This is a genomic window from Alicyclobacillus acidoterrestris, assembly GCF_022674245.1.
Classification (GTDB): domain Bacteria; phylum Bacillota; class Bacilli; order Alicyclobacillales; family Alicyclobacillaceae; genus Alicyclobacillus; species Alicyclobacillus acidoterrestris.
In genome coordinates this window covers 1,752,671-1,775,211 of record NZ_CP080467.1, presented here as the reverse complement: position 1 = coordinate 1,775,211, position 22,541 = coordinate 1,752,671, and the positions used below count along the sequence as shown (strand labels likewise).

The 22,541-nt window shown below is 56.7% G+C and carries 23 protein-coding genes; 8 read left to right on the top strand and 15 right to left on the bottom strand.

The window, feature by feature from the left end:
- Nucleotides 1–99 precede the first annotated feature (99 nt).
- Together K1I37_RS08190 and K1I37_RS08185 are read left to right on the top strand one after the other, a co-directional pair.
- Nucleotides 100–1,704, top strand: coding sequence for a sodium:solute symporter family protein (locus tag K1I37_RS08190; protein ID WP_021295849.1), 1,605 nt, complete (start codon nucleotides 100–102; stop codon nucleotides 1,702–1,704).
- A 13-nt stretch (nucleotides 1,705–1,717) separates the two neighbouring features.
- Entirely contained in the window at nucleotides 1,718–1,957 is a 240-nt protein-coding gene (locus K1I37_RS08185; RefSeq protein WP_021295850.1) for a hypothetical protein, read from the top strand.
- Nucleotides 1,958–2,054: 97 nt separating this feature from the next.
- On the opposite strand, the gene K1I37_RS08180 is transcribed toward K1I37_RS08185, so the two are convergent.
- From K1I37_RS08180 to K1I37_RS08170, 3 genes are read right to left on the bottom strand one after another with little or no spacing between them, the layout of a single operon-like run.
- Nucleotides 2,055–3,233 carry a pyridoxal phosphate-dependent aminotransferase gene (locus K1I37_RS08180; protein WP_021295851.1) on the bottom strand — a complete coding sequence of 393 codons (1,179 nt, stop codon included), beginning with the start codon at nucleotides 3,231–3,233 and terminating at the stop codon, nucleotides 2,055–2,057.
- A 31-nt stretch (nucleotides 3,234–3,264) separates the two neighbouring features.
- Nucleotides 3,265–4,440, bottom strand: coding sequence for an FtsW/RodA/SpoVE family cell cycle protein (locus K1I37_RS08175; protein ID WP_236026460.1), 1,176 nt, complete (start codon nucleotides 4,438–4,440; stop codon nucleotides 3,265–3,267).
- 51 nt (nucleotides 4,441–4,491) lie between these two features.
- Nucleotides 4,492–5,313, bottom strand: a complete 822-nt coding sequence (locus tag K1I37_RS08170) for a glycerophosphodiester phosphodiesterase family protein (protein ID WP_021295853.1) — start codon at nucleotides 5,311–5,313, stop codon at nucleotides 4,492–4,494.
- A gap of 141 nt (nucleotides 5,314–5,454) precedes the next feature.
- Here K1I37_RS08170 and K1I37_RS08165 point away from each other — a divergent pair, with 141 nt between their 5' ends.
- The 3 genes from K1I37_RS08165 (at nucleotide 5,455) to K1I37_RS08155 (ending at nucleotide 8,798) form a co-directional block, all read left to right on the top strand.
- Nucleotides 5,455–5,766 (top strand): hypothetical protein, encoded by a 312-nt coding sequence (locus K1I37_RS08165; RefSeq protein WP_021295854.1) that lies wholly within the window; start codon nucleotides 5,455–5,457, stop codon nucleotides 5,764–5,766.
- Nucleotides 5,767–6,360: 594 nt separating this feature from the next.
- Complete coding sequence (locus tag K1I37_RS08160) at nucleotides 6,361–7,797, top strand: FtsW/RodA/SpoVE family cell cycle protein (protein ID WP_236613852.1); 1,437 nt, start codon at nucleotides 6,361–6,363, stop codon at nucleotides 7,795–7,797.
- A gap of 38 nt (nucleotides 7,798–7,835) precedes the next feature.
- Complete coding sequence (locus tag K1I37_RS08155) at nucleotides 7,836–8,798, top strand: MBL fold metallo-hydrolase (protein WP_021295857.1); 963 nt, start codon at nucleotides 7,836–7,838, stop codon at nucleotides 8,796–8,798.
- 783 nt (nucleotides 8,799–9,581) lie between these two features.
- On the opposite strand, the gene thpR is transcribed toward K1I37_RS08155, so the two are convergent.
- From thpR to K1I37_RS08140, 3 genes are all read right to left on the bottom strand, one after another.
- On the bottom strand, nucleotides 9,582–10,139 hold the full coding sequence (gene thpR, locus K1I37_RS08150) for an RNA 2',3'-cyclic phosphodiesterase (protein ID WP_021295859.1): 558 nt from the start codon (nucleotides 10,137–10,139) through the stop codon (nucleotides 9,582–9,584).
- Between the two features lies 1 nt (nucleotide 10,140).
- The gene (locus tag K1I37_RS08145; RefSeq protein ID WP_021295860.1) at nucleotides 10,141–10,497 is read right to left on the bottom strand and encodes an arsenate reductase family protein; all 357 of its coding nucleotides are present in this window, start codon (nucleotides 10,495–10,497) and stop codon (nucleotides 10,141–10,143) included.
- Between the two features lie 101 nt (nucleotides 10,498–10,598).
- The gene (locus K1I37_RS08140) at nucleotides 10,599–11,093 is read right to left on the bottom strand and encodes a GAF domain-containing protein (protein ID WP_021295861.1); all 495 of its coding nucleotides are present in this window, start codon (nucleotides 11,091–11,093) and stop codon (nucleotides 10,599–10,601) included.
- A gap of 204 nt (nucleotides 11,094–11,297) precedes the next feature.
- Between K1I37_RS08140 and K1I37_RS08135 the strand changes: the two genes are divergently transcribed.
- The 3 genes from K1I37_RS08135 to K1I37_RS08125 are packed head-to-tail and all read left to right on the top strand — an operon-like array spanning nucleotide 11,298 to nucleotide 14,334.
- On the top strand, nucleotides 11,298–12,179 hold the full coding sequence (locus K1I37_RS08135) for a DUF1028 domain-containing protein (RefSeq protein ID WP_031218298.1): 882 nt from the start codon (nucleotides 11,298–11,300) through the stop codon (nucleotides 12,177–12,179).
- 30 nt (nucleotides 12,180–12,209) lie between these two features.
- The gene (locus K1I37_RS08130) at nucleotides 12,210–13,580 is read left to right on the top strand and encodes a Mur ligase family protein (protein WP_021295863.1); all 1,371 of its coding nucleotides are present in this window, start codon (nucleotides 12,210–12,212) and stop codon (nucleotides 13,578–13,580) included.
- Nucleotides 13,540–14,334: a type 1 glutamine amidotransferase gene (locus K1I37_RS08125; protein WP_021295864.1), complete on the top strand. Its 795-nt coding sequence runs from the start codon at nucleotides 13,540–13,542 to the stop codon at nucleotides 14,332–14,334. The genes K1I37_RS08130 and K1I37_RS08125 overlap by 41 nt, the downstream gene beginning before the upstream one ends.
- 92 nt (nucleotides 14,335–14,426) lie before the next feature.
- Here K1I37_RS08125 and K1I37_RS08120 read toward each other — a convergent pair whose 3' ends face one another.
- The 9 genes from K1I37_RS08120 to K1I37_RS08080 form a co-directional block, all read right to left on the bottom strand.
- On the bottom strand, nucleotides 14,427–15,599 hold the full coding sequence (locus K1I37_RS08120) for an amidase family protein (protein ID WP_021295865.1): 1,173 nt from the start codon (nucleotides 15,597–15,599) through the stop codon (nucleotides 14,427–14,429).
- A 255-nt stretch (nucleotides 15,600–15,854) separates the two neighbouring features.
- Complete coding sequence (locus K1I37_RS08115; protein WP_021295866.1) at nucleotides 15,855–16,418, bottom strand: NAD(P)/FAD-dependent oxidoreductase; 564 nt, start codon at nucleotides 16,416–16,418, stop codon at nucleotides 15,855–15,857.
- 15 nt (nucleotides 16,419–16,433) lie between these two features.
- Entirely contained in the window at nucleotides 16,434–17,246 is an 813-nt protein-coding gene (locus tag K1I37_RS08110) for an SDR family NAD(P)-dependent oxidoreductase (protein WP_021295867.1), read from the bottom strand.
- Nucleotides 17,236–17,655, bottom strand: coding sequence for an acyl-CoA thioesterase (locus K1I37_RS08105; protein ID WP_021295868.1), 420 nt, complete (start codon nucleotides 17,653–17,655; stop codon nucleotides 17,236–17,238). The genes K1I37_RS08110 and K1I37_RS08105 overlap by 11 nt, the downstream gene beginning before the upstream one ends.
- A 34-nt stretch (nucleotides 17,656–17,689) precedes the next feature.
- Nucleotides 17,690–18,088: a hotdog fold thioesterase gene (locus K1I37_RS08100; RefSeq protein ID WP_021295869.1), complete on the bottom strand. Its 399-nt coding sequence runs from the start codon at nucleotides 18,086–18,088 to the stop codon at nucleotides 17,690–17,692.
- Between the two features lie 148 nt (nucleotides 18,089–18,236).
- Entirely contained in the window at nucleotides 18,237–19,190 is a 954-nt protein-coding gene (locus K1I37_RS08095) for an aminoglycoside phosphotransferase family protein (protein WP_021295870.1), read from the bottom strand.
- 112 nt (nucleotides 19,191–19,302) lie between these two features.
- On the bottom strand, nucleotides 19,303–20,247 hold the full coding sequence (thrB, locus tag K1I37_RS08090) for a homoserine kinase (RefSeq protein ID WP_021295871.1): 945 nt from the start codon (nucleotides 20,245–20,247) through the stop codon (nucleotides 19,303–19,305).
- Nucleotides 20,244–21,317, bottom strand: a complete 1,074-nt coding sequence (thrC, locus tag K1I37_RS08085; RefSeq protein WP_021295872.1) for a threonine synthase — start codon at nucleotides 21,315–21,317, stop codon at nucleotides 20,244–20,246. Before thrC ends, thrB begins: the two co-directional genes overlap by 4 nt.
- Nucleotides 21,318–21,519: 202 nt before the next feature.
- Nucleotides 21,520–22,446, bottom strand: coding sequence for an MBL fold metallo-hydrolase (locus K1I37_RS08080; protein ID WP_021295873.1), 927 nt, complete (start codon nucleotides 22,444–22,446; stop codon nucleotides 21,520–21,522).
- Between the last annotated feature and the right edge of the window lie 95 nt (nucleotides 22,447–22,541).

Genomic DNA, 22,541 nt, shown 5'->3' with positions numbered 1-22,541 from the left:
TATGATATAGTGTTGCTGATTGAAGCGCTTCCACGAAATTCAGTCTACCGCTTGACGCACCGCATTGTCGAACTATAACTGAAAGGAGATGTATCCCCATTGCAAGGTCTATTTCACGTAAGCGCTATCGATTATGTCATCATTCTCGCGTACTTTGTGTTCGTCCTAATGGTTGGGTGGCTGCTCCGCAAATACACCCGGACCGGTGAAGACTTTTTCCTCTCCGGCCGTTCACTTCCAGCCTGGATTACCGGTATTGCCTTTATGTCGGCCAATCTAGGTTCGCAGGAAGTGCTGGGCATGAGTGCGGGTGGCGCGGAATATGGCATGATTGAGACGCATTTTTACTGGATTGGCGCCATTCCCGCGATGATTTTCATGGGTCTTTACATGATGCCATTTTACTGGGCGTCCCGGGCGAGATCGGTACCCGAGTACCTGAAACTGCGCTTCAACGAGGCAACGCGTGGTGTAAACGCTTTTTCGTTTGCCGTGATGACCGTGTTGGTCTCCGGTATCGGCCTTTACTCCATGGGCATTGTGCTGCAGGCACTGTTAGGCTGGTCGTTGGTCGTCAGCATCATCGTGTCCGCGGTCGTCGTCCTCGCCTATGTCTTCCTAGGTGGGCTGACGTCCTCCATTTTCACCGAGGTGACGCAGTTCTTTCTCATCTGTTTGGGAATTCTGCCCCTAACCATTATTGGCTTAGTGAAATTCGGCGGTTGGCACGGACTGGTGTCCCATATACCGCATAACTATGGCCACGTTTGGGCCGATCTCGGCACATCGCACAACGCACTGGGAACGAACTGGTTCGCAGTCGTCTTTGGCCTGGGCTTCGTGATGGGTTTCGCCTACTGGACAACGGATTTCCTCGTCGTCCAACGCACCTTTGCCGCGCGCAGCATGCGGGCCGCGCAGGTCACACCGATTTACGCGTCATTCATTAAAGTGTTTGTCCCCCTCGTCGACATTGTCGTCGGGTTGGTTGCACTCGCCGTCTTCCCGCACATTGGACACGACGGAACGAGCTATAACATGGCACTGCCGATGCTCATGGCGAAATACTATTCAACCGGCATGATTGGACTGGGTATCACGGCGCTGCTCGCCAGCTTCATGACGGGCATGGCAGGCAACATCACCGCCTTTACGACCGTGTGGACGTACGACATCTATCAAGCGTACATTAACAAAAAGGCGTCCGACCGCCACTATGTCTGGATGGGTCGCCTGGCGATGACGGTCGGCATGATCTTGTCGATTTTCACCGCGTTTATCGCTGGAAGCTTCCCAAGTATTATGGACTACATGCAAACGCTGTTTTCCTTCTTCAGCGTCCCGATTTTCGCAACATTCCTGCTCGGCATGTTTTGGAAGCGCACAACCGCATGGGGCGGATTTAGTTCGCTGGTCTCCGGCATCATCTTCGCCTGCATTTTCTACTGGGCACTGCCGATTCACTTTGCCACACCAAACGCAAAGACGTTCTGGCAGTCGTTCTGGGTTTGGGTGGTCGCAACCGCCATTGGCATTCTCGTCAGCCTGTTTACAAAACCAAAGACGGACGAAGAACTCAAAGGTATTGTCTATGGCGTGCAAAAGTATCCTTCTTACAAACATTTGCGCTGGTATAAACGCCCTGGGTATTTAGCGTGTATCTCGCTGGCACTGTTCGTCGCCCTGGACATCATCTTCTGGTAAGGGGGAGTTCAACATGAACGATTCAGAGAAACCAGCTATGCTCGATTTACGCCGGCTACTCGGCATCATCTTCACATTTTACGGATTGCTCCTGGGCATCTATGGACTGGTCACTGCGCACCAACCGCGGGCGATATCGTTCAATTTGAACCTCTGGTGGGGAATTTTGATGCTTATCGTGGGGATACTTTTCCTCGTTTTCTCCATCAAGCCGCCACGCACGTGGGATCCGGATGACGACGAGCACATCTAACACGAACGATACCCTAATACTTCAGTATCCGTCGCGACAGCCCCTGGCACCCGCCTAGGGCTGTCGCGACGCGTGTTTATGACGGCCAAACGCCCGCCTACACGTAGCGCCTATGTACAAACTCCGCGATTCGAACAGCAGCTTCGCGCAACCGCTCCTCCGTATTGAGAAGCCCTACGCGCACATATCCTTCACCGTGTTCGCCAAACCCACGACCAGGCGCGACTGCGACGTGTGCACCGACCAACAATTCTTCGGCAAACGTCACCGAATCGACGCCCTTTGGAATCGGCAGCCAACAGAAGAATGATCCCGCTGGCGCTGGCACCAACAGCCCATGCCGCTGTGCCTCAGCGATGAATGCGTCGCGACGGAGCTGATAGGTGTCGACAAGTTCTTTGACCGACGTCTGATCTGACGTCAAAGCCGCCACAGCCGCCTCCTGAACTGCCGGAAAAATCGAGACATAGTAGTGATCTTGGATGAGATTCAAATGGGCGATCACATCTTTGTTGCCTACCGCAAACGCCACGCGCCATCCGGCCATGTTGTAGGTCTTGCTCATGGTGTAAATCTCGACGCCGACCGTTTTCGCTTCAGGTCTTTGCAAGAACGAAGGTGGCTGAACGCCGTCGTAGCCAATGGCCCCGTAGGCAAAGTCGTGCACGACGACGACATCGTGTGCCTTCGCCCGCTCAATCACCGCATCGAAAAACTCCGGCGTGGCCCCTGCCCCAGTTGGATTGTTCGGATAGTTTAAATACCAGACCTTCGCCCGCGCCCACTCCGCTGGCGACAACTCGTCCAAATCTGGCAAGTAGCCGTTCTCCGCCGTAATTGGCATCGGCCTTGCCGTTCCACCCGCCAACTCGATGCCACTCAAGTAATCGGGATAACCGGGATCGGGCACTAACGCAAGATCTCCCTTGTCCAGGTACAATTCCGCAATTTCCACGAGGCCCGTCTTCCCGCCGACAAGGATGGCAACTTCCTCTTCCGGATTCAACTCGACGCCGTAGGTGCGCGCGTAGAAATCCGCGACCGCCTGCTTTAAGCGAGGCAATCCGCGAAACGGACTGTAGCGATGTGTCGTAGGGTCTAATACGGCCGTACGCAGCGCCTCGACCACATGTTTCGGCGTCGGCAAATCCGGATTCCCCTGTCCGAGGTTGATCACATCGTGACCAAGCGCCTGCACTTCGGCGACGCGCTTGGTCAATGCCGCAAAAAATTGCGCGGGCAATCGATTCATTCGTTCTGCTAGGCGGATATCCACTGATTTCTCTCCTTACCCCTGATTTCTCACCTTAATCAAAGCGTAATTTACGGCGTCGCACACCAACGCTGAGCACCAGCCCAACAGCCACATAGTCAATGACGAGCGAAGTACCCCCGTAACTGATAAAGGGCAGCGTGATACCCGTCGACGGACTCAGGTACATGTCCATGCCAATGTTCTCAAACACCTGGAAGGAAAACATGCCAATGACGCCGATGGCCATGTACATTCCAAACGGATCATCCGTCGTCGCCGCAATCTTGACTAAACGATACATCAATATCAGGAATAAGAGAACGAGCACCGCCGCCCCGACAAATCCGAACTCCTCACCAATTGCCGAGAAAATATAGTCTGTCCACTGGTTCGGCACCCAAGCACCTTTTGTCTCGATACCATTAAACAATCCCTCGCCGAACAACTGACCGCTACCGATGGCAATTTGTGCCATGTGGATGTTGTATCCAGCGTCGCGCACGTCGTAATTCGGGTCGAGCCAGGTAGTGATTCGATCCGCCTGATAACTCTTCAAGATATGCAGCTTATCCACGAGTACCTGGTTGATGAACACCTCGGACTGCTGCGAAAACATCACGGCCGCCACACTGAAGCCGATGACGACGACAAGCACGAGCAGCATAATCATCGCAAAGTGGGTCCGTTTCGCGAACACCGTATACATCGTCAAGGACATCGCAATGATGACCAACGCCTGTCCCAAGGCCGGCTCTTCGAAGGTCAACGCGAACGGCACGAGCACGATGGGCGCCAAAACCCAAACGCGACGCAAGCGATAGTCGGGCATTTCGCTCTCATCGGTATCCGCCATAAACGCGGCCAACCAGATAATGAGGGCGATTTTGGCCAACTCCGACGGCTGTACGGTGACGACTTTGAGATCAATCCAGGAGTGTGCGCCGTTGCGCGCAGGCAGCCCAAAGACGACCAGGAGCAAAAAGCTAGATATCCCATACAGCCACCATCGGTACTTGCGCAGTACCCGGTAGTCGAAGACGGTCGTCGCCAACAGCGCAAGCACACCGACGATTTCGTAGACAATTTGATTGACCATAATATGACTTGGAATATAGGGATTCGCATGGCTATGTGTCGCGGCGTCAATGGCAATCGTGCCATATGCCGCCAGCAACAAAAGGACGCCAAACACGGTGAAGTCCAAATCACGAATGTTGCGACGCAGCATTTCCAAACCAGTTACCTCCGTGTTCGAGTCGGATAATGTCCGTTCATTAGATCATCTAGCCAAATTGGCCAAAAACTTCGCACGCGAAGACTTGCAAATATCCGGGCAGTCCGTGACGATTCCGTCGACGCCCGCCTCCATCAAATCTATCATCTGCCGCGCGTCATTGACCGTCCACACGTGGACCTGGACGCCAATGGCGTGTGCCCGCCTGACAAAGTTTCGGTTGACCAGCGGCCTCCCCCAAACCGTGCGCGGCACTTGCAGTGCCAAATACGGGACCTTCGCTTTGTGCCCCATGGCCCGCCGAAGTTCCGGTCCACGCAGGAGAAATCCCATCACTTCGCGCGTCGATGCACTCGTCGCGATACGCGCACTCCTCGCTCGCGCCTCCACCAACGTCTGATGCGAAAACGACGCCAACATCACGCGTTCAAACGCCTTGTGCGCGTCGAGGATTCGCAAAAACGCGGCTACTCGTGGTCGATCCGGCTTTAAATCGACATTGATCCGCACGTCAGGCAGACGTTCCAAGAGCTCTTCAAACCGCACAATGCGAACTCCCTTTCCGCGAAACGGAAAAGTCTCCCCGCCGTCCAGCGTGAACTGATAGCCAAAGTCGAGCGCGCACAGCTGCGCATACGTTAAATCGCGAATGTAGCCGGTGCCTTCGGTGACGTCATCGACCATTGGATCATGACAGATGACCAATTGGTCGTCCTTCGTCCAATGCACATCTGTCTCAATGACATTCGCGCCCATTTTTATCGCCATTTCAAACGCTGGCCACGTATTTGCAGGCGCCACGTGCGACGCTCCGCGGTGCGCCATCGTCAGAAACTCCGCAGTCTCAGTGCGCCGATGCGCGGACATTGCGCAATCCCTCCCAATTATAAACGACGACGGACAGTCTGTGCAGGACGTCATGCCACACCGGACAATCTGTGCGTTCGCCGATACATCCGGGATACGTGCCCCATAAGCTAGGCAGTGTCGAAAAGGAGGCGTATATCCATGGTTACGCATCGTCACGTGCGCGAATACCTAGGCAAGCACGTTCACTTGCATACGCGATACGGTAGCTTTGAAGGCGTGATTGTTCATCTCAACAGACATCATATCATCCTTGGGCACGTCCCAGTGCGGGATCCACAACTTGGCGCCCTACCCATGTCCTATTTCCAGCCTGACGAAGCCCTGCGGCAGATGCCACTCGGCCCCGGCGGCCCTCCAGTACCGCCACCGGGTGGCGGCGGTGGCTGGCATATCGCCATCCCCCTCGCAGCCATCATCGGGATTACAGCGATCGGCATGCACTGGTGGTAGGTTGGTGGCGGGTGGCGCTGGGGTGGCGCTGGGGTGGCGGCTGAGCGGCGAGCGCCGAGCGGCATAAGGTCACTTTTCTGCCTTATCTGTGGCAATTCTGCGAACACAGGCCACTTAGAGTCGAAAATTTACCTTATTGTGCCTCGAGTGACCCATTCTCAGCTGATTTTGCGGGCATAAGACAAAATTCATGCACTAAATACCCTGCATCTTCTGATGTGCTGCGAATAAGGCAGAAATCGTGCATTATTTTGGCCCGGGCGCGTCCGGGCCCCGAAACATCATCTACTGCCCGCCCAGCCGTATCCAGACTACCCACCCGGGCCCGCCCCACACAATGGTCGACACGGCGACCCGCCGGGATCGCGGCATAGGATCCCGGCGGATAACCGACACACCCGGCGCCACATGCCGGCCCGGCAACGCCTCCGCTTCCTCAGTGAATTCCACATCATTCCTCCTCGGTCGTCAATTTGCGCAACGGGAACACCGTATCTGTCACACTTGGCAACTGGAGTGAAATCGCGACGCCGGTTGGAAGGGAAAACGTCGCTGAATGTCGAAAGATAATTGGACTGTCTGCGTGACAAGGTGGTGTTCCATTTGCGGACCGAACGACATCAACCAGATTACATACTCATGATAGTGGTCCTCATGCTCACCGGGATCGGCGTAATCACCGTCTTTACCGCCAGCACGGTTTATGACTTGCAGCATGATACCTCCGCGGCGCATATGGCCATCCGGCAACTGGCGTTTGGATTGTTTGGCCTCGTCGTCTTCGGGGTCATCACATATGTGCCTTATCACACGTGGTTCAAGCACGCGCCGAAATTGCTGCTCATCGCCACGGGACTTTTGATTATTGTGCTAGTGCCAGGTGTAGGCCACAGCAGTAACGGTGCGACGCGTTGGCTGGGTGCGTCGAGCATTCACTTGCAGCCGTCTGCCGTGGCGATTATCGTGGCCGTGATCTACCTCTCGTTTTTGCTGACGAAGAAGATGACCGTTCTGCACAATTCGCGCCGGGCATTCCGCCCCGCCATTATGGTGGTGCTGATGCTGACGGGGCTGGTGTTCATCGAGCCCGATATGGGGACGTCGATGGCGCTGTTCGGCACGGCGATTGTGCTGATGTTTGCATCCGGGCTGCGCATGCGGCCGATTATCGTGACGCTCGGCGTGTTGGCGCCTGTCGGGTACCTGCTGATTCGCTTGGCGTCGTATCGGAGCAGCCGGTTGGATGCGTTTTTTCACCCGTTTGATCCGAATGTACAAAGCACCTCCGGCTACCAATTGATTCAGGGGCTCACGGCCATCGCCAATGGTGGACTGACGGGCCGGGGGTTCGACAACAGCATCATGGCCACCGGGTATCTGCCAGAAGCCTACACGGACTTCATTTTCTCGGTGTTCACGGAGCAATGGGGCTGGCTCGGCGACGCCGGACTGCTCGCTATCTTCGCCGTGCTCGTGTGGCGGGGATTTCGAATTGCGCGATACGCGCGGGACAGATTCGGGGCGCTGCTCGCCATCGGTTTGACAAGCACCATTATCATTCAGGCGGCTATCAACCTCGCGGCGGTCACCTGGCTGCTGCCGGTCACCGGTATCCCGCTGCCGTTTATCAGCTACGGCGGGACAGCTATCGTGCTCAATTTGTTCGCCATGGGCATCCTCATGAGCGTCTCGCGCGAGACGCTGGAGACCGCGACAGACGTCGATTCGCTGGCCGAAATCGTGTCGGTGGATGAGTTCCGTGCGGACCGGGGCGAGCAGTTGCCAAGGCTGGGTCAACAGCGGGATCGGAAACAGCGACCCGCGCAAGTGACGGCGTTGTCCTCGAGGAGATCGTCACCATGGCAATCCAGCGTCGGGTCAACGAGTAGGCAAAAAGCATCACAGGAGCCTGTTCGGCGAAACATTTCGCTCACCTGGAAAGCCCAACAGGAGTCGGCGGCGAGTCGGCAGGGGCGGTCGGGACAGCGGGATCGCGATGGAAATAAAGGAAGTCGGAAGAATAAACGTTAACGAATCGCTCAATCAAGTGGCGGATAGGAGTGTCGTTGATGCAAATTCAGGCGTTTCCCAAGCCGGTGCAAATGCGTGGGGACATTTGGCAGATTGATTTGCTGGAGCAGGGCCGACCGTGTCGCACAGGGGCTTACGTGATTCTCGACGAACGGCCAACGGTCATCGAGACGGGCGCGGCCACGTCCCACGATGCCCTGTGCCACGGCCTTGCGGCGCTGGGACTGGCGCCCAAGGACCTCGCGTACGTCATTGTGACGCACGTCCACCTCGATCACGCCGGCGGCGCCGGCCACCTCCTCACCCTCGCCCCACAAGCGAAATTGGTCGTGCACCCGCGCGGCGCCCGTCACATGGCTGATCCCAGCAAACTCTGGGCAAGTGCAGCGCAGGTCTACGGGCAGGAAACAGATGCGCTCTTCGGCAGCATGTTGCCAATCCCGCAAGACAACATTTTGGTTCGCCATCACGAAGATACCCTGTCCATCGGCAAACGGACGCTTCGGTTCTTCGATTCCCCCGGCCACGCCAAGCACCACTTCACCATCCTCAGCGAAGAGGACGGCGTACTCTTTGCCGGTGACGCCGCGGGCATCCGCTATCGCACCGGATTCACCGGGTTCCCGTTTGAATTCATCGCGCCGTCGAGTTCGCCTATCGATTTCGATCCCACTGCCATCCACCACACCCTCACCATGCTGCAAGATTTGCCCTTCGATTGGATCTATCACACCCACTTCGGCGCTTCGGCCAAAGCCGCCGCGATTCACGATACCGGCCGCTTGGTGGACGCCTATGCGGCGATGATCGATAAAATCTACGGCCCAGGCATCGAGCTGGAAACGGTCATGGACGAACTGCGTCGCCTTCTCATGGCCGATCTCGAAGCTCAAGGACACCTCCCCCAAAATCTTGACGCACTCGACATCGACATCCGCCTCGACGCCATGGGCCTCATTTACTACGCAGAAGCGCAGCGTCGGACGCACAATCCGTCGTAACGCCTGCACGGCTGGGACGGGGAAATGCCAACTCGCTGCGGTGCGATGCGCGCGGTGCAGTGCGTGGCCATGCGCGATACGTGTCGATGCGTGCGATGCAGTGTGTGCCACGCGAGCAAAACATCAACTTTTCACATACCATTTACACGCGGTTCACGGAATTCTCTCAGGATTGCAACACTGGGTGTATACGATGGAGGTAGGTAGGGACGACATCCGTGGTCGTCATCGCTGTCAGCGATGGTTTGGGGCTGTCAGCATTCTGCAGGAAAGCGGGTGTTTGCACTGTGGCGCTTTGGTTGGTGGTGGCTATCCTCTGTGTAACGCCTCTCTTAGTCTATTGGAACTACTACATGCTCACAAGAACCTACGAGCATGAATCTGCCGATTGTCTATTCTTCACTGCCTTACCCTACGACGATGTCCCACATCTCATATACGCGCCTACTCGCATGGAGTTGGAATAGCGCAGCGGGCGCGGCGGGATCGACATGGCCCGGGCTGGCGCAACGGTTGCGGTGGACCGGCGGGATCGACATGAGCCATTAAGGCATGTTTTTTGCGCTAATTGGTCACAGACAGGAGATGCGGCGGATTTAAGCACCAAAATCTGCACTATTCGCTGGGAATTCGCGAATTTTGGACGGATCCGATGAATTTAAGGTAAATTTCAGACCTTATTCGCCCCGTCTGGTCCTCAATCGGCCAAATAGTGCACAAAACGTGCCTTATTGCCGGCACCCGGCACCCTCCGCCGATCCCGCCGGCTCCCTGCCCCCTCTACTACTCAGTAGCCGACAGCGCGAAGCGGGCCCGCACTGGGTACTGGAGCTGGCCGTCGATGCGCGTCGATTCGAACAGGCACAGGTCGGGGATGACCGCCGACAGTGGCGCCGGCGTGGGCAACCGCTCGACGTCGACTTGCGTGGAGAGCTTGCGGGCCAGGGTGATGTGGGGGCGGTAGTGCTTCTCGTCGAGATCGAGCGGGAGACGCTCTAACACCGCCCCCTTAACTGCCTGGTGCAGGGCCTGAAGTTTGTCCCAGTCGGAGTCGTTTCGGGAGAGCCCGAGCCAAAACACCTTGTTGCGGGAGAATTGGCCGAGTGAGCCGGTGGTCAGCCGGATCGGCGTGACGAGGCGCGCGACCTGTTCGCCAGCTTCGACAATGGCGTCCTGGTCGGCGTCTTCCACTACGCCCAAAAACAAGACCGTGATATGTAAGAGTTCTGGATTGCTCCAGGCGCTCGCGTGGACGTGGCGCGCCTGGAGGCTCGTCTGGACCTGGTGCAAGCTGGACTTCCAGTCGGCGGGCAACTCGAGGCCGAAAAAGAGCCGGGGCATCTTACGCGCCCGCTCCTAAAGCAATTCGGCGGTATGCGCCCTCGTGATATCCGACGAACACTTCCTTGTCCGTGACCAAAATCGGTCGCTTGAGCAACTTGCCATCTTGCGATAGTTCGCGAACCCACTCGTCCTCTGTAAACTTGGCGTTTTTGAGATCTCGTTCGCGATACACGGTGCCGCGCGTGTTGACAAAGTCCTCAATCGGGCGTCCGGACTTATCCATCCACGTGCGAATCATCTCCTCGCTCGGCGGCATGTCCACAATATCGTGAAACTCGACCTGCGCGCCGCTATCCTGTAAGGTTTTGAGCGCATTGCGACAAGTCGAGCAACGGCGGTAGCCATATAAAACCACAAATACTCCTCCTTCAGGTGTCTATCGAACAAGTGTCTATCCAATCAAAACCTCGTTATCTAACTAATTGAAAGCCCCGAGCCAATCGTCGGGCGATTGCATCAAAATTGCGTGTGCTTGCACAGAACCTCCATCACTTGCTCGAGGCCAGCTGCATCTTCCTCATCAAAGCGACCCACGCGCGGGCTGTCGATATCGAGCACGCCAATCAGCTTATCCTGCACGACAATCGGTACGACAATTTCCGATCTCGACGCAGGATCACACGCGATATGCCCCGGGAACGCGTGCACATCTTCCACGACCATGGTTCGCCGTGACGCGACGGCTGATCCACAGACGCCTTTGCCCGCCGGAATGCGAATGCACGCTGGCTTCCCTTGAAAGGGGCCAAGAATCAATTCATTGTCGGCTTCACTCCAGAGGTAGAATCCGACCCAATTGATATCCTGCAGGTACACATTCAACAGCGACGACGCATTGCTCAAGTTGGCAATGGCGTTTGCCTCGCCAGTGATGAGGTAATGAAGTTGTGTAGCTAATTGGTTGTAGAATTGCTGTTTATTGTTTGCCTCAATGGAAGATTCCGTAAACATGTAGACTTCATCCTTTCACCGACGCTTTCGGTCCTTATATTATAGTATAATCCACCTGAAAGGTCGTACGAAGGACATGCGAGACGCATGTCCGCGGCACAGTTTCGATGTGACGCCGAGATGTCGCGCCCAATTGAGATCGCGATGCTGTACTTTCCATTGTTCACCGTTGTTGACTTATGTTCTCCTAAGGAGCTGACCGTCTTGTCGAGAACCCCAAAACGCAACCAAGTACCCGCCGTCGCCACCTTCTCCATCGTAGCTGTCGATACCGCCACAGGTGAAATCGGCGTCGGCGTGCAATCCAAATTTTTAGCAGTCGGCTCCGTCGTGCCGTGGGTCAAAGCTGGCGTGGGTGCCATCGCCACGCAAAGCTGGGCCAATACGACTTACGGGCCGCGCGCACTCGAACTACTGGAGCGCGGCATGCACCCTTCGGCGGTGATTGACGAACTGATTCGAGACGACGCGGACAGCGCAGCCCGCCAAGTTGGCATCGTCGACGCAAAGGGGCAAAGCGCAACCTATACCGGGAGCGGTTGCTTCGCGTACGCAGGCGGAATCGCCGGTGTAGGCTTTGCCGCTCAAGGGAACATCCTCGCCTCCGCCGCAGTCGTCGAGGGCCTCGTCAAAGGCATTCAGTCCGAGGGGGCGCTGGCGGATCGGATGATTCGTGCCCTGTCCCTCGCACAAGCGGCAGGCGGGGACAAGCGTGGGATGCAATCCGCGGCGCTGTACATCGCGAAGGAAGGCGGCGGTTACGGCGGATTCAACGACCGCTTCATCGACCTTCGCGTAGACGATCACGCCGACCCCATCCACGAATTAGACCGGCTTTTGCACCTGCAGCGCCTGTACTTTGGCCGCACGCAACCAGAAGACGTCATCCCGCTCACCGGCGGGACGCTGGACGAAGTCCGCGACTTGCTGCGGCAGAAGGGGTACGAGGCGGGATCGAGCTCGGATTACGACGAGACGACCAAGTCGCAGTTGCAGCAGTATTTCCTGACAGAGAACTTTGACGACCGCTGGACAGAGGACGCCACCATTGACCGGTTGGTCCTCGAATACATGCGGAAACACTGACACACCGATTGTTCGGAAAGGACGACAGTCATGCTCGGCATTTGGATAGGCAAATTGGTCACCTGGCTCCTGCGCATGCGCGGGATGGACGCCACCAGTTTTCCCGGCAAAATGGCGCTCAAAGTTTCCCCGCGCCTCATTGCGTGGTTTGGCAAACGGCTAGAGCGCGTGATTGTGGTGACCGGTACCAATGGCAAGACGACGACGACCTCACTCTTGGCGGCGATGATGCAACACGAGGAACCCGTCATCACCAACCATAAAGGCGCTAACCTCGTACAAGGCATCGCCACGGCATTTTTGCAGCACGCCAGCTGGACGGGACGACTGCGTGCAAAAACCGCCGTGCTGGAAGTCGACGAAGCGACATTCCCACTCATCGCGGACAGCCTCCCGATTGTGCTGATTATCGTGACGAACGTGTTTCGAGATCAGCTTGACCGCTATGGAGAGCTCGACGTCACCGTCGAGAAACTGTTCACGGCCATCCGCAAGACAGACGCATGCCTTGTGTTGAACGCGGATGACCCCATCTGCCGCAACCTCGGCCTGCGCGCGAGCCGCAAGACGTTCTACTACGGCATGTCCCGCGACACGGCCCGCACCGGCTTGCGCCGCCAGATGCGCGACGGACAGTTCTGCATGAACTGCGGCCACGAACTGACCTACGACGCGTTCTGGTACGGTCAATTGGGGCTCTACCGCTGCCCGTCCTGCGATTTTTCGCGGCCACACCCGGAATTCATCGGCGTCTACCGCGGCAAATCTTTGACGCTTCGCGAACAGGAAGTGCCAGACATCGAGTTGACCATGCCAGTGCAAGGCCTGTACAACGCATACAACGTCTTGGCAGCGGCCAGTGGCGCGCGCGTCGCTGGCTTGTGGGCAGGCCCCATTCACGAGGGGCTGGCCGATTACAACCCGCCAGATGGCCGCATGCAGACGTTTGACACCGCGGCTCCTGTCACGCTGAATCTGGTGAAGAACCCAACCGGTTGTGACAGCGTGATCCAAGCCATTACATCGGAACCCGGCCAAAAGCTGGTCGTCATTGGCATTAACGATCTCGCCGCCGACGGCCGCGACGTCTCTTGGCTGTGGGACGCAGATTTTGAACTGTTTGCGGAGGACGAGGGAATTGTCTCGTTCATCACAAGTGGTTTTCGGGCAGAAGACATGGCGCTGCGGTTAAAATACGCCGGCGTCGACACGTCGCGCATCCGAATTGTCGAAGACATGGACGAAGCGGTGGCGACGGCGATTGAGTCGGCCAAACACCAACACGTGCCGGTCTTCGCAATATGCACCTACACCCTACTGCACAAGACGGTACACAATCTAACGGCAAAGGCGAGAGACAATGAGCGAGCGAACGCTGAATATCGCGCATCTGTATCCTGATTTATTGAACCTCTACGCGGACCGCGGCAACATTCTGACGCTCGTGCAGCGCCTGCGGTGGCGCGGCATTGAAGCGGTGGTCCACGAGGTGACACACCACGACCAGCCGCGCCTCGCTGCGTACGACCTCGTGCTGTTGGGCGGCGGCTCTGACAGAGAGCAAGAGATTGTCGGAGCGTATTTGGCCAAGCACAAGGACGAATTCGCGCGGGCTATCGCAAATGGGCTGCCGGTGTTGGCCATCTGCGGCGGGTATCAATTGCTCGGCACGTATTACCAGTTGCCGGACGGCCGAAAAATTCCGGGGCTCGACGTGCTCGACATGTATACGAGCGCTGGAACGGGGCTCCCGAGACTTATCGGCAATGTCGCGATTGAGACAGAGTACGGCATCATCATGGGGTTTGAGAACCACGGCGGCCGCACGGTTCACCATCACCAGCCCTTGGGGAAAGTCCTTCACGGGCACGGCAACGATGGCGAGAGCGGCTTCGAAGGCGTTCACCACTTGAACGTATGGGGGACGTACATTCACGGACCGCTGCTTCCGAAAAATCCGCAGTTCGCCGACGCCGTGCTCGCCACGGCATTGGCGTACGCAGGGCACTCACCGGAACTCGAACCCCTGGCGGACGACACGGAGGCACTAGCCCGGCGCGCTTTTCTCAGCCGCCGAATGCCGGACGTGAACTTGAGCCATCTCACCAGCGACCCTACGACCGAAAGTGCCAAGACAACGCAACAACCGTCCTGACGGCTGTTGCGCCAATACCTATGACACAAAATACAAAAACGGCGTCCGTGGAGTTTCCTCCCTGGACGCCGTTTTTGTATCTCAACGCGCTGTCACGCAGTCTGCATTTCAACAGCTTCATCCGATCCCGCCTTAGACCCGCTCTTTTCCAACGCGTAACCGACTTTGAGCAGCAAGCGCTCGCGAAATGCCGGGCCGATGAGTTGCACACTGACCGATGCACCGTCCCGCCGTGCGCACGGCACATGCAAACTCGGAAAACCGGTCCACTTCGCCGGTTGCAGCTGGTGCAGCCACGCTTGTGCCCCTCCTCGCACATCGCCTTTTACCGCACGCTTCACATCGGACGCATGTACGGGCAACGACGGGGCTACCATCACGTCTACCAAGCCGAACGCGCGATTCATCTGTGCGCGCAGGTGCGACCGGGCTTGTTGAGCTTGAACGTACTGGATGACACTAGGTGCCACATCCCGAAACTCTCTCTGTCCCCCGACCCCAACTTCAGATAATGCGGCCGCACAATCTGTCAACGCCCCGCTCGACAGCATCGGGATCGACACGGGACGAACGTTTGCACCAAGCGCTTCCAAACGTCGAATCGCCGCGCGAACGCACGATGCGACTCGTTCATCGACCTGTCCGAAAAAATAATCTTCCTCCACGCCTATCGTAAGCCCATGCAGATGACGCCCAAAGGATGTACTGGACAAGATCGGGTGCACAGCGGATCCTGCAGACTGCCTGATGTCCGAATCAACCAAGCTGGATAAGAGCACGGCGGCGTCCCACACCGTTCTCGTCGTGAATCGCAAGTGATTCAATACGCCAGCAAGGGAGCGCCCGCCTTGTTGACTGAGCACGGCGTGTGTGGGCCGAAAGTCAATCAAGCCATATCGGGAGGTTTCCACGATGGCATCATCTTCTACCGCGCCCTTGCTGGTGGAGGCAATCGTGATGCCGTTCTTCACAGCAGTCGCCTGTGAGACAGGTGACATATCCGCACACACAGCACCCGCCGATTGCAGCATTGTCAAAGTCGATGCGTCAGGTGTGTCAGGTTTCGTAACCCGTGTCGAGTAACCGTGTGAAATTGTCTCGACCAGCGCACCACGATGATGAACGGACCGAACATCCATCGGTATGCCGTGGAGCGGACCACGATACTGACCTAGCCCGATTTCTCGCTCCGCCTGTTTTGCCGCTGCCAACAGGGACGCTTGATACATGCACACGGACAATCCGGTCCGCTCTGCTGCTTCCATCGTTTGTGCAACCCCAGAACGGCTCTACCGCAACGCATGATTCCGACATATCCTCAGCTTATGTTCTATATATTCACACAAGAATGTGCATTTTGACAAGAATTATTGCGATCACGCTTCATTTTCGTTAATTTATCTAACACAATTCGTATTTCAGGTAAAAAAGGCGCTCGGCAAATCCGCCCTATCTGCGGTTTGCGAGCGCCCGTTTGCTACCTTCGTATTGTCCATCCAAACCAGCCTAAATTCATCCGTTCAAGCAAACCGCTCCACGGAGAACGGTTGTAAATCGACGTGAACTTCCTGTCCCACAGCGAGATTGGCCACTTGAATTCCTGAGTACGCGCCCAGCGTAAGGCCGCTTGCACCATGCCCGGTCGCTACGAATAAGCCTTCGACACCGGGGACGGCCCCTAAGATTGGCAATCCATCGGGGCTCGTAGGGCGCAGGCCAACGCGCATGTCACCGATCTCGGCACCGCCGAGCCCTGGCGCAATTCGCAGCGCCTCGCGCAAAATCTCCTGCATGCCAGCGGCTGTCATCCGCGTGTCATAACCGCTACCCGTCTCACGCTCACCATCGTCCGCGAGTTGCGCAAGTAGCGCAGGATAGTGCGCCGCAGCCGCATAAGCCAGTGGATAGTATACATCTGGTGGACTGATGCTCGACGCAGGCGAGATAATCCCAGCACCTGCCGCCGTCGCCTTGCCATCGTGCCCCGCGTCCACCAGCGTCACCGAAACATCGGCACACGCGAGTTGATATGCAGCCGCAGCCCCGACAACGCCGCCTCCAACAATTACGACTTCCGTCGCCATCGCTTCATCCGCTCCCTAGAATCCGTAAATCGTCATACCGCCATCGACGAAGAGTGTTTGCCCCGTCACATAACTTGCTGCGTCCGACGCCAGGAAGATTGTCGGTCCAATCAGCTCGTGCAATTCGCCGACGCGATTCAGCGGCGTGCGCGCCAGAATGTCTGCTAGATATTCCGGTTGGTTCAGCAAATTCTCCGTAAGTGGTGTGCGGAAATACCACGGGCCGATACCGTTGACGCGAACGTCATGTTTCCCCCACTCCATCGCCAAAACTTTCGTCATCTGAATGACTCCAGCTTTCGCCGCCGCGTAGACGACCCCTGTGCGCAAAGCCACGTGCCCGCCGACAGACGAGATGTTGATGATACTGCCACGCTGACGCTCGACCATGTGGCGACCAAACGACTGCGCTACAAAAAACGCACCGCGCAAATCGGTGTCGATAATCGTCTGCCACTGTTCCTTTGTCACATCGAGTGCGGGCGTGCGGATGTTCAAGCCAGCGTTGTTCACGAGAATGTCCACCGCACCTGCATCGTGAATCGCTGTGACCGCCTCCGTGATGGCGTCTACATCTGTCAAATCACACGCATAGGCAAGCACCTGACGCTTCGGAAAATACTGATGAATCGTTTCCGACACCTCGGCTAAAGCGACCTCATCACGTCCCATCAACACCACGTCGGCGCCCGCTGCAGCGAGACCAATCGCGAGAGCCCGACCAATTCCCCGACTCGCACCCGTGACGACCGCACGTTTACCGACAAGCGAAAATAAATTTCCCGGAGAGATCCAACTCTCCGGTACTGCAGGATTCTCATTCGCCATATGGAATTTCCCCTTCGCCGTGAAGATATTGTTGAAACACCTGCCGCACGTCGTCTGGCAATCGTGTTGGCCGTTGGGTATGGTAATCAAAGTGAACGACCGTGACGACACATTCGCACAGGCGTGTCCCATCCTGCGCCAAGAGATGCGTCGTCAGTTCCGCGCTCGAATGGCCCATTTTCGTCACCCACATGCGGGAGATGATATCACGGTGCTCGGGAAACCTCGTCTGCGCGAGAAACTTATAAGATGCGCTGGCCAATATGATAGGTAGCGATAACTTCTCAAAGTGCGCCTCGATAAACTGCACGCGCGCTTCTTCCATAAAGGTGGCATAGCTCGCGTTGTTGACGTGTCCATACATGTCTGTGTCGCCAAAGCGCACGCGTATGGTCGATTCAAAGAACATCGTATCCACCCCCGTCTGAGCACTAGTCTAAGAACTACCGCGTCGGTTTGCGCGCGATGATAGCGACGGTACAACGGGAGATACAAACCAGTTGGTTGCGTTCGTTGGTAATCCGAATGTCCCACACCATCGTGGTAGCGCCGCGATGAACCGGCGTTGCGACGGCAGTGACGATGCCTTCGCGGGCAGATCGAATATGATTCGCGTTGATCTCTAGACCAACCGCGGTTTTCTCGTCCGTGTTGACGTTGAGCAGTGATCCGAGACTGGCTGCGGACTCGGCCAATGCGACACTCGCACCGCCGTGCAGCAACCCCATCGGTTGGTGTGTACGCGAATCGACGGGCATCGTCATGACCACTTTATCCGGCGTCGCCTCGACAACTTGCATTCCTAAATGTTCCATTAATGTGTTATGTAATAATTCATCCATTGGCCTACGCTCCTTTTCCAACATTGTACTATAGTTTTTGACTAGCGAGCTTAGGCTTGTCCGCGTCATCCACGCAAACGTGAAGCGGCGAGAAGTTCGAGCCCACCCGGGCCCGCGCTAGCTGCAGCCGCAGGGTGTAAAGGCTACGTCAGCGCGCCGCAAAGTGGCGGATGAGTGCCATTCTAGCATCCCAAGTGTCACGGACAAACGTCCACATAGACGCGTCGTGCTTTGTGCTGTGGCCGCGAGAGGCACGCAAAAGCAAGTACACGACTTCCCGTGGAATCTCGAAAAACGTAGAAAAAATCTCTTTTTGGTCGTGATCCAACAAATCATAATCGTAACCCGTCAGGAGATGTTCGACGTGTAGGATGGAAAAATGACACGTATTCATCGCGGCTTTGGCCAGCTCTTCTAACGGAAATCCTACATTGAGGCGCTCCCAATCGATAAAACGGGCGCGGTGATCGACAAATAAGATGTTCGGGAGTGTGACGTCGCCGTGAACAACGCCGGATTTCAGGAGTCGATGGCGGACCGTCAAGCTGTCGGCGACGTGGCGGAAAGTCTCGTCGAGCAAAGATTCCTGCTGTTCGATAAAGCGGCGGGCATCCTTTGGCAACCGCTCTGCAATGCCGCCTCGAAGCAAGCGCCTCGCCTGGGTGACTTGCCGCAGCTGATCCCGCCACCTGGGCTTGCGAAAGCCCGCTGTGTCGGGCCGAACGCGATGCATCTCGGCAAGTGCTTCACCTAAGCGACGGGCGTCTGTGGAAGACAACCGAAATGGCCGTCCTTCAATCCAATCAATCAGATAAAACAATTCGTCCTGAACGGCGACATAAGGTTTTCCCTCGGCCGTCCGATACCACCTAGGCAGTCCTTTAAACCCTGTCCGGGCAAGGGCTAGATACCGTCGATAATATTGGCGCAGCGCCTGCTCACTCCCGGTATATCGCTTCAATTTCAACAATCCGGAACTCGTCTCTACCTTCGCAGCCACACGCTTCAGGTAAAGCGAATCGTGCCACGACATCTGCGTTACCAAGAGCCCATACGTATCCTCTAAAACCTCTTCCAGTCGGCGATTTGGCAAATCCCCCACGAACACCCGCTCCTTCGTAGGTCGATGTCTTCACACCGTATGCCAAAAAAACGGGTCCGGTCACGGACACGACCCCCTAGGGGGATATTCATCCGCTGGACGACTTCATGGATTACGTCGGCGTATCGAAGCACCGCGCCGCTGTGACCGTCTGTGCAGGCCGCAGCGACAGCGCGCGACAAGGGATGCCTGCGTTCAACCACGCTAACGTCATCTCATCCGCAATGGTGACCGCAGACTCCGCCTGACACCAAGCCAACAAAGTGGGGCCTGCCCCACTGATGGTCACGGCGAGCGCCCCCGCATCGACAGCCGCTGCAGCGACCTCCTGCGCCCCAGGCACTAAGGGGCGCCGGTATGGTTCATGTAAATGGTCGACAAGGCCACCGCGCAGCAAGTCCAAATTGTCCGTGGATAACGCCAACATGAGCCGAGCGCACTGAGCGACGTTGTCAATGACTTCTGCGCGCGGATACACAGTAGGCAGCACTTTTCGCGCATCTTCCGTAGACAGCGCAAAATCCGGTGTCGCAGCGACAAACCGCAAACCGTCCGGAATTGGAACCGGCGTCGTGCGCAAGCCGATTTTGTCGCGAAACGCCAGAACACATCCGCCAAACAGCGCTGGTGCGACGTTGTCTGGGTGCCCTTCCATCTCCGTCGCCAATTCCAGGAGCCTCGCCAGTGAACGAACGCGGTTGGGCGCGACCTGCTGAATCACCGCGTTGCCAAGCACAATCCCGCCAACAATCGCCGACGCGCTGGAACCAAGGCCCGACGACACGGGAATCTGGTTATCTAGGTGCAGGGAAAACGTCGGCAATGCGTCGAGCGGCATCTCAGCGTCCTCAAACACGCGGCGCATTGCCTGGACGACGGCGTTCTCCTCCCCCCGCGGCAGGCGCTCAGAGGATTCTCCCGTGACTTCGATGGCAAACGGTGCGCCGATGGTCATCCGAAACGTGTTGAACAAATCCAGCGCCAATCCGAGGCAGTCGAACCCAGGTCCCAAATTGGCGCTGGTCGCGGGAACGCGCACCTCGATGGTCTTGTTCATACGCGGCGCTCCAGGAGTTTGATGACCGCATGCTGATCACTATCCACGACTTCCGTCACATCCCCGGCCAGGCGAATGGCGCTATCCGGATCTTTCAAACCATTGCCGGTGAGCACGCAAACGAGTGTCTGGCCGCGTCCCAGCAAACCATGTTGGTGACGCTTGATAAGTCCTGCCACACTGGCGGCTGAAGCCGGTTCCGCAAACAGGCCCTCGCGTGCGATAAGCCGATACGCCTGCGCGATTTCATCGTCCGTCACGAAGTCAATCGCGCCACCGGACGCCTCTGCCGCATGTACCGCCTTGTCCCAAGACGCGGGTTTCCCAATGCGAATGGCCGTAGCAAATGTCTCCGGGTGTTCAACTGGTTGATTGCGGACAATCGCTGCGGCGCCTTCGGCCTCGAAACCAAACATGTTTGGCGTCTTCAGAACCTTGCCAGCCTTCGCGTACGCCTCAAACCCCATCCAGTACGCGCTGATATTCCCCGCATTGCCGACCGGGATAAACAGCGCATCTGGCGCTGTGCCCAAGGCGTCGCAAATTTCAAACGCCGCAGTCTGTTGCCCCTGCAGCCGGTATGGATTCACCGAATTCACCACGGCCATGCCAAGACCATCGGCAATCTCGCGGACAATCGCGAGCGCTTCGTCGAAGTTGCCGCGAATGGCGACAATTCGAGCCCCATATTGTACTGCTTGCGCCAGTTTGCCCAAGGCCACATAGCCATGAGGAATCAGAATGACCGCTTGCATGTCCGCCCGCGCGGCGAACGCGGCTGCAGACGCGGAAGTATTGCCCGTGCTGGCGCAAATGACTGTATCTTTGCCCGCCTCCTTCGCCTTGGCGACAGCCAGGACCATCCCTCTATCTTTAAACGATCCGGTCGGATTCGCCCCCTCAAGCTTGAGATAGACGTCATTCTCCAACATCTCACTGAGTTTGGTTGCATACACCAAGGGCGTATTCCCCTCGTGCAAGGACAATTGCGGCGTATGGTTGTCGACAGGCAACCATTCGCGATACGCAGATAATAGACCCGGCCAACCAACGTAACGATTCTCTACCATCCCATGTCGAACTCCTTTATTCTCTGCCGACGTCACAGAACACCGGTGTGAGCCTTATTTAGAGCGATATCAACCTTGTTTATCAAGAAAGCGATAGATGAAAGATTCCTATCAACAGAATTTTCATAGAAAGCCAAGAAAACGTCAATCCTAAGATTTTGTCATTGAATGCCAGGAAAGTGGTGCCGTGATAGACACCCACTTACTCCTTTAACACAAACGTCTCCCCGTGCTTCGTCAGCGCAATTTGGTGGCGCCTGTCCGCTGCCGCGCGCAACAGTCGATTCAGTGGTTCGTCCAAAGGTTCTCGGGACAACACAAACGTGTCGTGATGAATTGGAATCAGGTGCTCTGCTTTTGTCGCCAAGAACATCTCCCAGGCCTGCTCTGGCGTACAATGTGCACCCTGAAACGTCTCCGGCGCATAGGCCCCAATCGGCATGCAAGTGACCTGCGGTGCAAACTGCGCGACTTGGGCGACATCCTCTGTCATCGCCGTATCTCCAGCAAAGAACACCGACCACTGGTTTCGCCGGATGACGTAGCCCTGGTACCCCTGATCCCGATTCCACGGGAAACGGCTTCCCCAGTGCTTCACCCGCGATGCAGTCACCGTCACGCCACACGCTAAATCAATCGTCTCACCGGGGACTAATTCATAGACATTCTGTGGCTTGAATCGCCGAACGAGGCGGGAGGTTTTCTTCGCTGTGACCACTTCTGTATCCTCGTGAATCACGTGGCGCAGGCTGGGTAAATCGACGTGATCCATATGTGCGTGCGACAACAGCACCAATTGCACTTTTGGGCAATCCTCAATGGACAGAGCCGGCGCGACATGGCGACGCGGACCGATGGTGACAAAGGGAATATGAACGCCGACCCGCTCAGAAAAGACCGGATCTGTCAAGATATTGACGCCATCCATGCGAATGAGCAAAGTCGAATGCCCAATCCACGCAATGTACAAACCTTTGTCGTCCCATTGCGCCGGATTTGGCGACACACTTGGCGTGCGGTAGGGAGGATGCGGCCAATTACTAGTAGCTCTGCGATATAACATAAACGACATGGCACCCACCACAGCGACAAGCAGTACAACCACAATCACAACAGTGAGCCAAACCATGTTCAACCGCTCCTATGAAAATAAACTTTACGCATGTTCAACAAACAGCACATCGCGACGCCTGCCTGGCAACTCAGCTTGTCCCAGGCAACCAT

Coding starts and splice junctions, on each gene's coding strand:
- K1I37_RS08185 (WP_021295850.1), top strand. CDS start 1,718: ATGAACGATTCAGAGAAACCAGCTATGCTCGATTTACGCCGGCTACTC.
- K1I37_RS08175 (WP_236026460.1), bottom strand. CDS start 4,440: ATGCTGCGTCGCAACATTCGTGATTTGGACTTCACCGTGTTTGGCGTC.
- K1I37_RS08170 (WP_021295853.1), bottom strand. CDS start 5,313: ATGTCCGCGCATCGGCGCACTGAGACTGCGGAGTTTCTGACGATGGCG.
- K1I37_RS08165 (WP_021295854.1), top strand. CDS start 5,455: ATGGTTACGCATCGTCACGTGCGCGAATACCTAGGCAAGCACGTTCAC.
- K1I37_RS08155 (WP_021295857.1), top strand. CDS start 7,836: ATGCAAATTCAGGCGTTTCCCAAGCCGGTGCAAATGCGTGGGGACATT.
- thpR (WP_021295859.1), bottom strand. CDS start 10,139: ATGCCCCGGCTCTTTTTCGGCCTCGAGTTGCCCGCCGACTGGAAGTCC.
- K1I37_RS08140 (WP_021295861.1), bottom strand. CDS start 11,093: ATGTTTACGGAATCTTCCATTGAGGCAAACAATAAACAGCAATTCTAC.
- K1I37_RS08130 (WP_021295863.1), top strand. CDS start 12,210: ATGCTCGGCATTTGGATAGGCAAATTGGTCACCTGGCTCCTGCGCATG.
- K1I37_RS08125 (WP_021295864.1), top strand. CDS start 13,540: ATGAGCGAGCGAACGCTGAATATCGCGCATCTGTATCCTGATTTATTG.
- K1I37_RS08120 (WP_021295865.1), bottom strand. CDS start 15,599: ATGGAAGCAGCAGAGCGGACCGGATTGTCCGTGTGCATGTATCAAGCG.
- K1I37_RS08115 (WP_021295866.1), bottom strand. CDS start 16,418: ATGGCGACGGAAGTCGTAATTGTTGGAGGCGGCGTTGTCGGGGCTGCG.
- K1I37_RS08110 (WP_021295867.1), bottom strand. CDS start 17,246: ATGGCGAATGAGAATCCTGCAGTACCGGAGAGTTGGATCTCTCCGGGA.
- K1I37_RS08105 (WP_021295868.1), bottom strand. CDS start 17,655: ATGTTCTTTGAATCGACCATACGCGTGCGCTTTGGCGACACAGACATG.
- K1I37_RS08100 (WP_021295869.1), bottom strand. CDS start 18,088: ATGGATGAATTATTACATAACACATTAATGGAACATTTAGGAATGCAA.
- thrB (WP_021295871.1), bottom strand. CDS start 20,247: ATGAACAAGACCATCGAGGTGCGCGTTCCCGCGACCAGCGCCAATTTG.
- thrC (WP_021295872.1), bottom strand. CDS start 21,317: ATGGTAGAGAATCGTTACGTTGGTTGGCCGGGTCTATTATCTGCGTAT.
- K1I37_RS08080 (WP_021295873.1), bottom strand. CDS start 22,446: ATGGTTTGGCTCACTGTTGTGATTGTGGTTGTACTGCTTGTCGCTGTG.